10 protein-coding genes, 1 tRNA gene and 2 rRNA genes (1 of these 13 cut by a window edge) are annotated in these 14,768 nt (G+C 58.6%); 10 read left to right on the top strand and 3 right to left on the bottom strand.

The features are described 5' to 3' along the window. Positions 1-32 precede the first annotated feature (32 nt). From H4I97_RS17045 to H4I97_RS17090, 10 genes are all read left to right on the top strand, one after another. Positions 33-1,043, top strand: coding sequence for a ligase-associated DNA damage response exonuclease (locus tag H4I97_RS17045; protein ID WP_182305788.1), 1,011 nt, complete (start codon positions 33-35; stop codon positions 1,041-1,043). Positions 1,044-1,045: 2 nt separating this feature from the next. Then, positions 1,046-2,647 carry a cisplatin damage response ATP-dependent DNA ligase gene (locus tag H4I97_RS17050; protein ID WP_182305789.1) on the top strand — a complete coding sequence of 534 codons (1,602 nt, stop codon included), beginning with the start codon at positions 1,046-1,048 and terminating at the stop codon, positions 2,645-2,647. Between the two features lie 129 nt (positions 2,648-2,776). Continuing rightward, a complete protein-coding gene (locus H4I97_RS17055; RefSeq protein ID WP_182305790.1) occupies positions 2,777-3,553 on the top strand; it encodes a DeoR/GlpR family DNA-binding transcription regulator in 777 nt (258 codons plus the stop codon). A gap of 108 nt (positions 3,554-3,661) precedes the next feature. Continuing rightward, positions 3,662-5,179, top strand: coding sequence for a glycerol-3-phosphate dehydrogenase (glpD, locus tag H4I97_RS17060; protein WP_182305791.1), 1,518 nt, complete (start codon positions 3,662-3,664; stop codon positions 5,177-5,179). A gap of 42 nt (positions 5,180-5,221) precedes the next feature. Then, the gene (locus tag H4I97_RS17065) at positions 5,222-6,298 is read left to right on the top strand and encodes an ABC transporter ATP-binding protein (RefSeq protein WP_182305792.1); all 1,077 of its coding nucleotides are present in this window, start codon (positions 5,222-5,224) and stop codon (positions 6,296-6,298) included. 11 nt (positions 6,299-6,309) lie between these two features. Continuing rightward, positions 6,310-7,380, top strand: a complete 1,071-nt coding sequence (locus tag H4I97_RS17070; RefSeq protein ID WP_182305793.1) for an ABC transporter ATP-binding protein — start codon at positions 6,310-6,312, stop codon at positions 7,378-7,380. Between the two features lie 3 nt (positions 7,381-7,383). Then, on the top strand, positions 7,384-8,250 hold the full coding sequence (locus tag H4I97_RS17075; protein ID WP_182305794.1) for a carbohydrate ABC transporter permease: 867 nt from the start codon (positions 7,384-7,386) through the stop codon (positions 8,248-8,250). 15 nt (positions 8,251-8,265) lie between these two features. Beyond that, on the top strand, positions 8,266-9,084 hold the full coding sequence (locus H4I97_RS17080; RefSeq protein WP_182305795.1) for a carbohydrate ABC transporter permease: 819 nt from the start codon (positions 8,266-8,268) through the stop codon (positions 9,082-9,084). Continuing rightward, positions 9,084-9,491: a DUF2160 domain-containing protein gene (locus tag H4I97_RS17085; RefSeq protein ID WP_182305796.1), complete on the top strand. Its 408-nt coding sequence runs from the start codon at positions 9,084-9,086 to the stop codon at positions 9,489-9,491. Before H4I97_RS17080 ends, H4I97_RS17085 begins: the two co-directional genes overlap by 1 nt. 69 nt (positions 9,492-9,560) lie before the next feature. Next, complete coding sequence (locus H4I97_RS17090; protein WP_182305797.1) at positions 9,561-11,282, top strand: ABC transporter substrate-binding protein; 1,722 nt, start codon at positions 9,561-9,563, stop codon at positions 11,280-11,282. A gap of 240 nt (positions 11,283-11,522) precedes the next feature. Here H4I97_RS17090 and H4I97_RS17095 read toward each other — a convergent pair. From H4I97_RS17095 to H4I97_RS17105, 3 genes are all read right to left on the bottom strand, one after another. Continuing rightward, positions 11,523-11,599: transfer RNA gene (locus H4I97_RS17095), tRNA-Met, on the bottom strand. A gap of 279 nt (positions 11,600-11,878) precedes the next feature. Next, positions 11,879-11,993: ribosomal RNA gene (rrf, locus tag H4I97_RS17100) — 5S ribosomal RNA — on the bottom strand. 144 nt (positions 11,994-12,137) lie between these two features. After that, positions 12,138-14,768, bottom strand: a 23S ribosomal RNA gene (locus H4I97_RS17105); it runs 167 nt beyond the window's last position.

Below are 14,768 nucleotides of genomic sequence, written 5' to 3' on the forward strand. Positions count from 1 at the left end.
ACGGGGACTGGCGTCCTATGTAATGTCAGGCGATGAAACCGGAAGATCTCCTCTGCCCGAGCCCGGCAGGGCTATATAGTCCGATCGGCGACTTTTACGTCGATCCGGTACGTCCTGTCGTTCGGGCGATGGTAACCCATGGTCATTCGGACCATGCGCGCGCGGGACATGGAGCCGTTCTCGCCACCCGCCAGACGCTGGACATCATGCGGTTACGCTATGGGCCAGGCTTCTGCGGCCGCGAGCAATCGGTGGAAATCGGTCGTGCGACGGAAATCAACGGCGTCCGTGTGAGCTTCCACCCCGCCGGCCATGTTCTCGGTTCGGCACAGATCGCTCTCGAATACGCAGGAATGCGTATCGTGGTTTCCGGTGATTACAAGCGTCGTCCAGATCCCACCTGCTCACCCTTTGAACCGCTTCCCTGCGACGTGTTCATCACGGAAGCAACCTTCGGCCTGCCAGTCTTCAATCATCCCGATCCTAAGGCCGAGATCGCCAAGCTCTTGACCTCGCTCGGGCAGTTTCCGGACCGCACCCATCTGGTCGGCGCCTATGCCCTCGGCAAGGCACAACGGCTCATCGCGCTCCTCCGAGCGGAAGGCTATCAACGGCCGATCTTCATTCATGGCGCCCTGACGCAGCTCTGCGACTACTATTCCAGCGAGGGCATCGAGCTGGGCGACCTGCAACCGGCAACTGCAGAATCGAAGAACCCGACGGCTTTCCGCGGCGAGGTGGTGATCGGCCCGCCGTCGTCCTTCAACGAGCGCTGGGCACGCCGCTTCTCGGATCCACTCGCGGTTTTTGCCTCAGGCTGGATGATGGTCCGCCAACGGGCCAAACAGCGCGGTGTGGAATTGCCGCTGGTAATATCTGATCATGCCGATTGGCGGGAGCTAACCGCGACGATCCACGAAATCGCGCCGAGCCAGGTCTGGGTGACTCACGGCCGCGAGGAAGCGCTGGTACGCTGGTGCGAGCTCGCAGGAATCGCGGCGCGGCCATTACACATGGTCGGTTACGAAGACGAGGGCGATTGACGATGAAGGCATTCGCCAACCTGCTCGACCGTCTCGTCTTCACACCCGGCCGTACCGCCAAACTGACGCTGCTCGTCGACTATTTTCGAAAGAGCCCGGATCCTGATCGGGGGTACGTCCTTGCCGCCCTCGCGGGAACGCTGGAGCTCAGTTCCGTAAAGCCGATGATGCTGCGGGATCTGATGCTCGAACGCATGGACGAGACTCTCTTCCGCTATTCCTACGATTACGTCGGCGACCTCGCGGAAACAATCGCGCTTGTATGGGAAGGCGACCCCAAGGAGAGACCGCAGCCAAGGCTGGGGGAAGTCGTGCGACTGATGCAATCACTCGGTCGGACGGAGGTACGGAAGGCGGTCCGCGATCTGCTGGACCGTCTGGATACGTCGAGCCGTTTCGCCTTCCTGAAACTCGTAACAGGTGGTCTGCGAATCGGCGTTTCCGCGAGACTGGCGAAGCAAGCCCTGGCCGATATGGCGGGCAAGGACATCGCCGAGATCGAGACGCTCTGGCATGGACTGGAGCCACCCTATGAGAGCCTGTTTGCGTGGCTAGAAGGCCGGCAGCACCGACCGGTGCTGGCGACACCCGCCATCTTTCATTCTGTCATGCTCGCAAATCCGGTCGGGGAAGGCGACCTGGACGCGCTCGATCCTTCCGATTTTGCGGCCGAATGGAAGTGGGATGGAATTCGTGTCCAGCTTTCGCTTTTCGGAGGACAGAGAAGGCTCTATTCCCGTTCCGGCGACGACATATCGGCCGCCTTTCCGGACGTCGTCGAATCGGCGACCTTCGAAGGGGTCGTTGACGGCGAGCTTCTGGTGGGCGGAACATCTCGTTCCGGAGAGCCGACGAGGACGTTCTCCGATCTTCAGCAGCGACTCAATCGCAAGAACGTATCGCCCCGTCTGCTGCACGATTATCCCGCCTTTCTGCGCGCTTACGACGTGTTGTACGAGGGGCAGGAAGACGTACGTGGCGAGGCGTTCGTCACCCGACGCGAACGCCTGATCCGCCTGATCGGCCAGGCGCCCGAGGAGCGCTTCGACCTTTCGCCGCTTGTTCCCTTCTCCAGCTGGGAAGAACTTGAAACGCTTCGACGCGATCCACCGGATCCCGTCATCGAGGGCGTCATGATCAAGCGTCGCGACAGCACCTATCAGGCGGGGCGATCCAAAGGTCCATGGTTCAAGTGGAAGCGGGACCCACTGAACGTCGACGCGGTATTGATGTATGCCCAACGGGGCCACGGCAAACGCTCCAGCTATTATTCGGATTTTACGTTCGGCGTGTGGACGGCTGGTGAGGACGGGGACATGCTGGTTCCGGTGGGCAAGGCATACTTCGGTTTCACCGATGCCGAACTCGAGATTCTCGATCGTTATGTCCGCCATAATACCGTCGACCGCTTCGGACCCGTGCGTGCACTGCGCGCCGAGCCCGACCACGGCTTCGTCGTCGAGGTCGCCTTCGAGGGGATCAATCGTTCGACACGGCATAAATCAGGCGTCGCGATGCGATTCCCGCGTATCGCGCGGCTGCGTACCGACAAGCTGCCGCGCGATGCCGACCGTCTGGAAACGCTTGTCGACCTAATCGGCTGATGCCGACAACACCCCTTCGACAAGGCGGAAAACATGCTCCGAGGCACCAGAAACCCGGTTGCACTCAAGCCGACATACGTGCATTTTCGTATTAGCCGCGCTTCACGAAAGAAACGAAAGGTAAGCGAAATGTACCTCACCGGGCGACAGGCCGAGATCGTGGAACTTGCGAAGGCCAATGGGCGTGTGCTCGTCGAGGAGTTGGCGTCACGTTTTTCCGTAACGCCGCAGACGATCCGAAAAGACCTGAATGACCTCTGCGACGCGCGTGTCCTGTCACGTATCCATGGTGGAGCGACGCTTCCCTCCGGGACCGTCAACATGAAATACGAGGCCCGCCGACAGATCGCCGCGCAGGAGAAACAGGCGATCGGCATCGCCGCGGCGAACCTCATCTCCAACAATGCCTCTCTGTTCATCAATATCGGAACGACCACGGAAGCCGTGGGAGAGGCTCTCGCCGGCCACCAAGAGCTGATGGTGATCACCAACAACATCAACGTGGCCAACAAATTGCGCCTTCTGCCGGCAATCGAGGTTGTCATTGCCGGCGGCGTCGTCCGCGCTTCCGACGGGGGTATTGTCGGCGAGGCGGCAGTCGATTTCATCCGCCAGTTCAAGGTCGACTACGCGGTAATCGGCGCGTCGGCGATTGATGCGGACGGTGCTCTTCTCGACTATGACTTTCGTGAGGTGAAGGTCGCGCAGGCGATCATCGCCAATGCCAGGCACGTCATCCTGGTGGCGGATTCGACGAAGTTCGAACGGACGGCACCCGTGCGTATCGGCCACCTTTCACAGGTCCATACCTTCATAACCGACAACTGCCCGCTTGAATCCATTCGGCGAATTTGCGCGGAGAATGATGTCGAATTGATCGAGGCGCCCAGTTCGGGCGATACGTGACGAAAGTGCGGAAAACTTTCGTTTGACATTCGTTTCGTTTTCAATTTAATTATCTTGCGTTTTCGCAATTGCTCTAATTTGTGCAATGCGCAAAATTCGGGGAAAACGGTGGTCCAAGGGCTTTACGACATCTTCGTCATCGGAGGCGGCATCAACGGGTGCGGAATTGCGCGTGACGCCGCCGGGCGAGGATACTCGGTTGCCCTGGCGGAAATGAACGATTTTGCATCGGGAACCTCCTCCGGCTCGACGAAGCTGATCCACGGCGGACTGCGTTACCTCGAATACTATGAATTCCGCCTCGTCCGGGAAGCGCTGATGGAGCGTGAGGTCCTCTGGGCCATGGCGCCGCATATCATCTGGCCGTTGCGCTTCGTGCTGCCGTTTCAGAAGGGGGGCATCCGTCCAGCCTGGCTGATCCGGCTCGGCCTTTTCATCTATGACCATCTCGGCGGACGGAAGCTCCTGCCCGCGACAACCACGCTTGATCTGCGCCGCGATCCGGCCGGCAAGCCCCTGAAGCCGCTGTTTGGCAAGGCATTCGAGTACTCGGACGGCTGGGTGGACGACGCCCGCATGGTGGTTCTCAACGCCCGCGACGCTGCCGATCGAGGCGCGCGCATTTTTAGCCGCTCCCGTGTCGTCTCCGCGCGCCGGGAAGCGGATTGCTGGTCGATTGAGATCAAGGAGCATGAGACCGGTGCCGTCAGCAGTGTCAGAGCCCGCATGCTCGTCAACGCGACAGGCCCCTGGGTAGACAAGGTTCTTTCACAGGCTATGGGCAACAGCAGCGTACACAACGTGCGTCTTGTTCAGGGAAGCCATATCGTCGTCAGGAAGAAGTTCAATGACTCGCGCGCCTATTTCTTCCAGAATCCCGACAATCGCATCATTTTCGCGATCCCCTACGAACGTGATTTCACGTTGATCGGTACGACCGACCACGACTACACCGGCGACCCGCGCGATGTGAAGATAACGCCGGAAGAGGTCAATTACCTGTGTTCGGCAGCGAGCGAGTATTTCGCCGAGCCAATCCGTAACGACGATATCGTCTGGACATATTCGGCAGTTCGCCCGCTTTATGACGACGGTGCAAGCAAGGCGCAGGAAGCGACTCGGGACTACGTCCTGAAAGTCGAGGGGAACATGTGCGAAGCCCCACTGCTCAACGTCTTCGGCGGCAAGCTCACGACGTACCGGCGACTGGCGGAACACGCAGTAGAAAAGATCGGCGAGAAGATCGGGGTGAGGGGAACGCCCTGGACGGCTGCAAGCCACCTTCCCGGAGGCGACTTTCCTCCGACCGGTTACGCCGCGGAGGTGCGCAAGCTCAAGGAACGCTATTCGTTCCTCGGCGAGCATCACGCGGAACGGCTCATCCGGTCCTACGGCACCCGTGCACACGATCTGCTCGGCAGCGCGTCGACTTCGGCAGATCTCGGTCGGCACTTCGGCCATGATCTCTACGAATGCGAGGTCCGCTGGCTGATGCTGCAGGAATGGGCCCGGACATCCGGCGATGTCTTGTGGCGGAGGACAAAACTGGGGCTCAGGCTCTCGCAGGAAGAAGCAAAGAATCTGGAGGAGTACATGGCTGCCGTTCCGGCACAATTAGCCGGATAAAGGCGCATGTGGTCCCGTCGATGAGGAGGCACGGGAACCGTAATGCTCGAATTGCGGAATGCCGCGAAGATGGTGGGTGGAGAATTTCACATCTACCCGACCGATCTTGTTCTTGAACGGGGTACGCTGAACGTCCTTTTGGGGCCGACGCTCTCGGGCAAGACGTCAATAATGCGCCTGATGGCAGGACTCGATAAACCGACGAGCGGCGCGATTTTCTTCGACGGCGCCGACGTGACCGGCGTGCGCGTCCAGAGCCGCAACGTCGCCATGGTGTACCAGCAGTTCATCAACTATCCTGCGCTGACCGTCTACGAGAACATTGCCTCGCCAATGCGCATCGCCGGAAAGGACGCTGCAACGGTCGACCGCGAAGTACGACGGGCGGCCGAACTCCTGAAGCTTACACCTTATCTCGACCGGACCCCGCTCAATCTTTCTGGCGGACAGCAGCAACGCACGGCGCTCGCACGCGCAATCGTCAAGAATGCCAGTCTCGTCCTTCTCGACGAACCGCTTGCCAACCTGGACTACAAGCTGCGTGAGGAACTTCGCGAGGAGCTTCCGCGCATATTCGCCGAGTCGGGTGCGATTTTCGTATATGCGACCACGGAGCCTTCAGAGGCCTTGCTCCTCGGCGGGAATACGGCAACCCTCAGCGAAGGTCGAATCACCCAGTTCGGCCGCACCATAAACGTGTATCGCAAGCCGAATGATCTCGTCACGGCTCGAACCTTCGCCGATCCGCCGCTCAATACCCTTGCTGTCATGAAGGCGGGAGGCATGTTCCGCGTCGATGATGCAGAGGCATTCCCGGTTCCGGCGCATCTCTCGACGATCGCCGACGGTCCGATGACCATCGCCTTCCAGCCGCATCAACTTTCCCTCAAGGCATCGCCAGCGGCGGTCCCACTTTCTGCCCGCACGCAGATCTCGGAAATCGCCGGCTCCGAGAGCTTCATCCATGTCGGCTTCATGGGCTCCAAATGGGTCGCACTGATGCACGGCATTTACGAAATTGATCCCGATCAGCCCGTCGAGCTCCATCTCGACACCCGCCATCTCTTGGCCTTTGCGCCAGACGGCAGGGCGATCGGCCAAGCCGACACAGCAGCCTGAGGAGAGTGCACATGGCAAAGATCTCCCTCGAGCATATCCGCCACGCTTACGGCCCGACGCCGAAGTCCGAAAAGGATTACGCGCTGAAGGAAGTGCATCATGAATGGAACGACGGCGGCGCCTACGCCCTGCTCGGCCCTTCCGGTTGCGGCAAGACGACCTTGCTCAACATCATCTCCGGACTTCTAAGACCCTCCGAGGGGCGCATCCTCTTTGACGGGCTGGATGTAACGAACCTTTCGACGCAACGTCGCAATATCGCTCAGGTCTTCCAGTTCCCGGTCATCTACGACACGATGACCGTCTATGACAATCTCGCCTTCCCGCTTCGAAACCGGCACGTTCCGGAAGCCGAAGTCGACAGTCGGGTACGCGAGATACTCGAGATGATCGACCTGGTCGACTGGGCCAAACGAACTGCACGCGGTCTTACCGCCGACCAGAAGCAAAAAATCTCGCTCGGCCGCGGCCTCGTGCGCAACGACGTCAACGCAATTCTCTTCGACGAGCCGCTGACCGTCATCGATCCGCACATGAAGTGGATCCTGCGCTCGCAACTGAAGCGGCTCCACAAGCAATTCGGCTTCACCATGGTTTACGTAACGCACGACCAGACGGAAGCGCTCACCTTCGCCGATAAGGTCGTCGTCATGTACGAGGGCGAGATCGTTCAGATCGGAACACCTGTCGAGCTGTTCGAACGACCGAGCCACACCTTCGTCGGCTATTTCATCGGCTCCCCCGGCATGAACTTGCTGCCGGCGAAGGTAGCCGGCAATTCGGTCACCGTCGGCGGCCAGACGATCACGCTTGCTGCGGCTCCGAACGTCGGCTCGGCCAACAAGGTTGAGCTCGGCATCCGCCCGGAGTTTGTACGCCTGGGTCGCGAAGGCATGCCCGTCGACATCGTCAAGGTCGAGGACATCGGACGTCAGAAGATCGTTCGTGCTCGCTTCGAGGGCCATTCCGTGACGATTGTCGTTCCGGAGGACAGCGAGATACCCGCCGAAGCGCGTGTCACCTTCGAGCCGACGAGAATAAACATGTACGCCGATTCCTGGCGCGTCGGGACGGAGGGCTGATCAATGCAAAAGACGTGGAACAACAAGGCCTGGTTCCTGGTTCTGCCGGTGCTTGTGCTGGTCGCTTTTTCTGCGGTCATTCCGCTGATGACGGTCGTCAACTACTCGGTTCAGGACACGTTCGGGAACAATGAATTCTTCTGGGCCGGCACGGACTGGTTCATGGAAATTCTGCATTCCGACCGTTTCTGGGATGCACTGCTGCGTAACCTGATTTTCTCGTTCGTCATCCTGGCAATCGAAATCCCGCTCGGGATCTTCATTGCTCTCAACATGCCGAAATCAGGCCTCGGCGTGCCGGTATGCCTCGTTCTCATGGCGCTTCCACTGCTCATTCCGTGGAATGTCGTCGGTACCATCTGGCAGGTCTTCGGACGTGTCGACATTGGGCTTCTCGGCCACTCGCTCGAGGCTGTCGGGCTCGACTATAATTACGTGCAGGACCCGACCGACGCCTGGATCACGGTCATCGTGATGGATGTCTGGCACTGGACCAGTCTCGTCGTGCTTCTCTGCTATGCAGGGCTCGTCTCTATACCGGATGCGTATTACCAGGCGGCCAAGATCGACGGCGCCTCCCGCTGGTCCGTCTTCCGCTACATCCAGCTTCCGAAGATGAAGCGGGTCCTGCTGATTGCCGTGCTGCTGCGCTTCATGGACAGCTTCATGATCTATACGGAGCCGTTCGTCGTCACCGGCGGTGGTCCCGGCAACTCGACCACCTTCCTTTCGATCGACCTCGTCAAGATGGCCGTCGGTCAATTCGACCTCGGTCCGGCTGCGGCCATGTCGATCGTCTACTTCCTGATCATCCTGCTGCTGTCATGGATCTTCTACACGGTCATGACCAGCCACGACGCGCAGAACTAGGGTGGAGACGAAATCATGAGCACTGCAAATACCCGAGCCGGCTTCTCGTGGATCATCCCGACGTTCTACATCGTCTTCCTGCTGCTGCCGATCTATTGGCTGGTCAATATGAGCTTCAAGGAGAATGCGGAGATCATCGGCACCTTCTCGTTGTGGCCGGAGAATCCGACCCTTCGAAACTACAAGGTGATCTTTACCGACCCCTCCTGGTACAGCGGCTATATCAACTCGATCATCTACGTCGTGCTGAACACGGTAATCTCGGTGACAGTGGCGCTGCCGGCGGCATACGCCTTCTCGCGCTACCGCTTTCTCGGTGACAAGCACCTGTTCTTTTGGCTGCTGACCAACCGCATGGCGCCGCCGGCCGTCTTCGCGCTGCCCTTCTTCCAGCTTTATTCGGCATTCGGCCTGATCGATACGCATATTGCGGTCGCAATCGCCCACTGCCTGTTCAACGTGCCGCTGGCGGTCTGGATTCTCGAAGGTTTCATGTCGGGCGTACCGAAGGAAATCGACGAGACCGCCTATATCGACGGCTATTCCTTCCCACGATTCTTCGTGAAGATCTTCATGCCGCTAGTCGCTTCCGGCATCGGCGTCGCAGCCTTCTTCTGCTTCATGTTTTCGTGGGTCGAACTGTTGATCGCACGCACGCTGACGACCACCAACGCCAAGCCGATCGCCGCGACGATGACACGCACGGTGTCAGCATCGGGAATGGACTGGGGCGTGCTCGCTGCAGCAGGTGTGCTGACCATCATTCCCGGCGCGCTGGTCATCTATTTCGTCCGCAACTACATCGCCAAGGGCTTCGCCCTGGGGAGGGTCTGATGAATACTGCACGTCGATGGCCGCTTCCGCTCGGTCTGGCCCTTCTCATCTATGTCGGCGCGGTGCTGGCGCTCTATTCCATGCTGCCTGCGAAGGACGGCGCGATCGACTGGTTCGCTCCGCTGGTACCGGGCGGCTGGATGGCCTGGTCGTTTCCGGGTGCGCTGTTCTTTCTCACCATTGGACTGTCGATCGCTCTGATGGCTGTTTGGGAATACGCCGCACCCGGTGGAAATCCGCGCGTCGGCATCCTGCGCTTCGAGACCACTCGCGGCGACCGGCTGTTCGTGTCGCTGCTCGGTTCGGCATTCATACATCTCGCTTGGCTCGGGCTTGTCGGCTCGAACCTTTGGTGGGCTCTCGCCCTGTCTGCGGTCTACGCAATCGGCGTCTTCCGCTTCGTCTAGGGCAGAAAATGGGCGCAAACACCGCGCCTGGTACTCGTGTCTGCAATCGCAAAACCCTGGGAGGACAAAATGCGACGGCATCTCTTGACAACTACGGCAGCCATGCTGCTGGCACTGACCGGCACCGCCTTCGCCGGTATGGACGAAGCGAAACAATTCCTGGACAAGGAGGTCGGAGATCTCTCGACGCTCTCGCGCGCCGACCAGGAGAAGGAAATGCAGTGGTTCGTTGACGCGGCGAAGCCCTTTGCCGGGATGGACATCAAGGTTGTCTCCGAGACGCTTACCACGCACGAATACGAAGCCAAGGTGCTCGCGCCGGCCTTTACCGCCATCACCGGCATCAAGATCACGCATGACCTGATCGGCGAGGGTGACGTCGTCGAGAAGCTGCAGACGCAGATGCAGTCGGGCGAGAACATCTACGACGCTTACATCAACGACTCGGACCTGATCGGCACCCATTGGCGCTATCAGCAGGCTCGCAACCTGACCGATTTCATGGCCAACGAAGGCAAGGACGTCACCAATCCAGGTCTGGATGTTGACGACTTCATCGGCAAGTCGTTTACGACGGCGCCGGACGGCAAGCTCTATCAGCTGCCCGACCAGCAGTTCGCAAACCTTTACTGGTTCCGTTACGACTGGTTCAACGACGAGAAGAACAAGGCGGACTTCAAGGCCAAATACGGGTATGACCTCGGCGTTCCGGTCAACTGGTCGGCTTACGAAGATATCGCCGAGTTCTTCACCGGTCGCGAGATCGACGGCAAGAAAGTCTATGGTCACATGGACTACGGCAAAAAGGATCCGTCCCTCGGCTGGCGCTTCACCGATGCGTGGCTCTCCATGGCCGGCAATGGTGACCGCGGCATTCCGAACGGCAAGCCCGTCGACGAATGGGGCATCAAGGTCGACGAAAACTCGCGTCCTGTCGGCTCCTGCGTTGCTCGCGGTGGCGACACCAACGGCCCGGCCGCCGTTTACTCGATCCAGAAATATCTCGACTGGATGAAGGCCTATGCGCCGGCAGCCGCCAACGGCATGACCTTCTCCGAATCCGGTCCGGTTCCGTCTCAGGGTGAAATCGCCCAGCAGATGTTCACCTACACCGCGTTCACGGCAGACTTCGTCAAGGAAGGCCTGCCAGTCGTCAACGAGGACGGGACGCCGAAATGGCGCTTTGCTCCCTCGCCGCATGGGGTCTACTGGAAGGACGGCATGAAGCTCGGCTATCAGGACGCCGGCTCGTGGACGCTCATGAAGTCGACGCCGGACGATCGCGCCAAGGCCGCCTGGCTCTATGCACAGTTCGTCACCTCCAAGACGATCGACGTCAAGAAGAGCCATGTCGGCCTGACCTTCATCCGTCAGTCGACCCTCGACCATCAGTCCTTCACCGATCGTGCACCGAAGCTCGGCGGTCTGATCGAGTTCTACCGCTCGCCGGCTCGCCTGCAGTGGTCTCCGACCGGCACCAACGTCCCGGACTATCCGAAGCTCGCCCAGCTGTGGTGGCAGGCGATCGGCGACGCCTCCTCCGGCGCGAAAACCGCACAGGAGGCCATGGACTCACTCTGCGCCGAGCAGGAAAAGGTCCTTCAGCGCCTGGAACGTGCCGGCGTGCAGGGCGACATCGGCCCGAAACTCGCCGAGGAGCATGATCTCGAGTACTGGAACAAGGATGCCGTCGCCAAGGGCAACCTCGCTCCGCAGCTGAAGATCGAGAACGAAAAAGAAAAGCCGATCACGGTCAATTACGACGAACTCGTCAAGAGCTGGCAGAAGTAATCGGACCCCAATAGGGGGTGTCGCCCCGCATTGTCAGTGAAGAGGCCGCCGGTGCGCTGACGCACCGGCGGTTGTTTTTTATGTGTACTGGGAGCTTGCCGTCTCTATGGGGGCGTCAGCGCCCGGCGTTTTGCCGGGAGGGAGGTGGTGGCAGGTCAGTTGCTTGGTAGTTCTGCGATGACGGCTTGCAGAAACGCAAAAAGCCCCGCGGTGGGGGCTCTTTGGGATCGGGTGGAAGGTTGGTTGCGGGGGCAGGATTTGAACCTGCGGCCTTCAGGTTATGAGCCTGACGAGCTACCGGGCTGCTCCACCCCGCGTTATGTTGAGCTGTCCGGGGATTTGCCCGGATTTTTGTTTTGCCCTTCCTCGCGCGCGTTGCGCTCTGCGGGAGGGCGGGGCTGCTCCACCCCGCGTTAGACCTGAGCTGCCGGGCGATCCCGGTTTTTTTGGCCTTCCTTTTGGGCTTTTTTGCCTTGGGGAGGGCGGGGCTGCTCTGGCCCGGGTGTTATTGTATGAAGCAAAAAGGCCGCTTTCGCGGCCTCGTTTTGGGCACGAGGCCCTTTTTGTGATGAGAAGATTTTGATTGCCTTTAGCAGACCTGGCAGCGACCTACTCTCCCGCGTCTTGAGACGAAGTACCATTGGCGCTGGGGCGTTTCACGGCCGTGTTCGGAATGGGAACGGGTGCAGCCACCCCGCCATAACCACCAGGTCAGCTAAGGGCAATCATATTTGAGAAGCTGGTGACTGAGGCCTTAGGCAACAGTCTTTCTTTGAACACGTCCTGGAGCGGCGAAGACTACTGCCTACTGCCCAACTCCTACTGGCTCATCTTTGATGAGCATGGTCAATGAGAACGATCAAGCCAATCGAGCTATTAGTAACGGTAAGCTTCACACATTGCTGCGCTTCCACACCCGTCCTATCAACGTGGTCGTCTTCCACGGCTCTGATAGGGAATACTCGTTTTCAGGTGGGTTTCCCGCTTAGATGCCTTCAGCGGTTATCCCTTCCATATATAGCTACCCTGCTATGCCGTTGGCACGACAACAGGTCCACCAGAGATATGTCCATCCCGGTCCTCTCGTACTAGGGACAGATCCTGTCAATATTCCTACACCCACGGCAGATAGGGACCGAACTGTCTCACGACGTTCTGAACCCAGCTCACGTACCGCTTTAATTGGCGAACAGCCAAACCCTTGGGACCTGCTCCAGCCCCAGGATGCGATGAGCCGACATCGAGGTGCCAAACAACCCCGTCGATATGGACTCTTGGGGGTCATCAGCCTGTTATCCCCGGCGTACCTTTTATCCGTTGAGCGATGGCCCTTCCACGCGGGACCACCGGATCACTATGACCGACTTTCGTCTCTGCTCGACTTGTCAGTCTCGCAGTCAGGCGGGCTTATGCCATTGCACTCGACGACCGATTTCCGACCGGTCTGAGCCCACCATCGCGCGCCTCCGTTACTCTTTCGGAGGCGACCGCCCCAGTCAAACTACCCACCATACACTGTCCCGGACCCGGATGACGGGCCGCGGTTAGACATCCATGACGATAAGGGTGGTATTTCAAGGATGGCTCCACAGAAACTGGCGTCCCTGCTTCAAAGCCTACCACCTATCCTACACATGCCGACACGAATGCCAGTGTAAAGCTATAGTAAAGGTGCACGGGGTCTTTCCGTCTGACCGCAGGAACCCCGCATCTTCACGGGGAATTCAATTTCACTGAGTCTATGTTGGAGACAGCGGGGAAGTCGTTACGCCATTCGTGCAGGTCGGAACTTACCCGACAAGGAATTTCGCTACCTTAGGACCGTTATAGTTACGGCCGCCGTTTACTGGGGCTTCGATTCAGAGCTTGCACCCCTCCTCTTAACCTTCCAGCACCGGGCAGGCGTCAGACCCTATACGTCGTCTTGCGACTTCGCAGAGCCCTGTGTTTTTGATAAACAGTCGCTACCCCCTGGTCTGTGCCACCCCACAATGGTTGCCCATCATGGGGTCACGCTTCTTCCGAAGTTACGCGTGCAATTTGCCGAGTTCCTTCAACATAGTTCTCTCAAGCGCCTTGGTATACTCTACCTGACCACCTGTGTCGGTTTCGGGTACGGTCTATAAAGTGGGGCTATTTCCTGGAACCGCTCCACCGCACACTCAATCCAATAAGAATGTACGATTTGTGCGATCCGTCACCACCACAAGGCCCACGAATATTAACGTGGTTCCCATCGACTACGCGTGTCCGCCTCGTCTTAGGGGCCGGCTAACCCTGCTCAGATTAACTTTAAGCAGGAACCCTTGGTCTTTCGGCGAGAGGGTCTCTCACCCTCTTTATCGTTACTCATGTCAACATTCGCACTTCCGATACCTCCAGGGCCCCTCACAGGTACCCCTTCGCAGGCTTACGGAACGCTCCGCTACCACACGTATTGCTACGTATCCTCAGCTTCGGTGCATGGCTTTAGCCCCGTTACATTTTCGGCGCAAAGACCCTTATTTAGACCAGTGAGCTGTTACGCTTTCTTTAAATGATGGCTGCTTCTAAGCCAACATCCTGGTTGTTTTGGGATCCTCACATCCTTTCCCACTTAGCCATGACTTGGGGACCTTAGCTGGAGGTCAGGGTTGTTGCCCTCTTCACGACGGACGTTAGCACCCGCCGTGTGTCTGCCGACTAGTACTCCTCGGTATTCGGAGTTTGGTTAGGATCAGTAAGACGGTGAGTCCCCATAGCCCATCCAGTGCTCTACCCCCGAGGGTATTCGGTCGACGCTCTACCTAAATAGATTTCGCGGAGAACCAGCTATTTCCGAGTTTGATTGGCCTTTCACCCCTAGCCACAAGTCATCCCAATCTATTGCAACAGATGCGGGTTCGGTCCTCCAGTTGGTGTTACCCAACCTTCAACCTGCTCATGGCTAGATCACTCGGTTTCGGGTCTAATGCAACGAACTGAACGCCCTGTTCAGACTCGCTTTCGCTGCGCCTACACCTATCGGCTTAAGCTTGCTCGTTACACTAAGTCGTTGACCCATTATACAAAAGGTACGCCGTCAGGCTTGCGCCCTCCGACTGTTTGTAGGCATCCGGTTTCAGGTTCTATTTCACTCCCCTTGTCGGGGTGCTTTTCACCTTTCCCTCACGGTACTTGTTCGCTATCGGTCATGCACGAGTACTTAGGCTTGGAGAGTGGTCTCCCCATGTTCAGACAGGATTTCACGTGTCCCGCCCTACTCAAGGACAATCAGTGTTCTACGCCTACGGGACTGTCACCCACTACGGTCGAGCTTTCCAGCTCGTTCGGCTTTATTCCTGATTGCCACTGGCCTGGTCCGCGTTCGCTCGCCACTACTTGCGGAGTCTCGGTTGATGTCCTTTCCTGCAGGTACTTAGATGTTTCAGTTCCCTGCGTTCGCTTCTTACCCCTATGTATTCGAAGGTAAGATACCTTATAACAATGCTTGGAAACCCAAGCCGT

It is taken from the genome of Ciceribacter thiooxidans, assembly GCF_014126615.1.
In the GTDB taxonomy this organism is placed as follows: Bacteria; Pseudomonadota; Alphaproteobacteria; order Rhizobiales; family Rhizobiaceae; genus Allorhizobium; species Allorhizobium thiooxidans.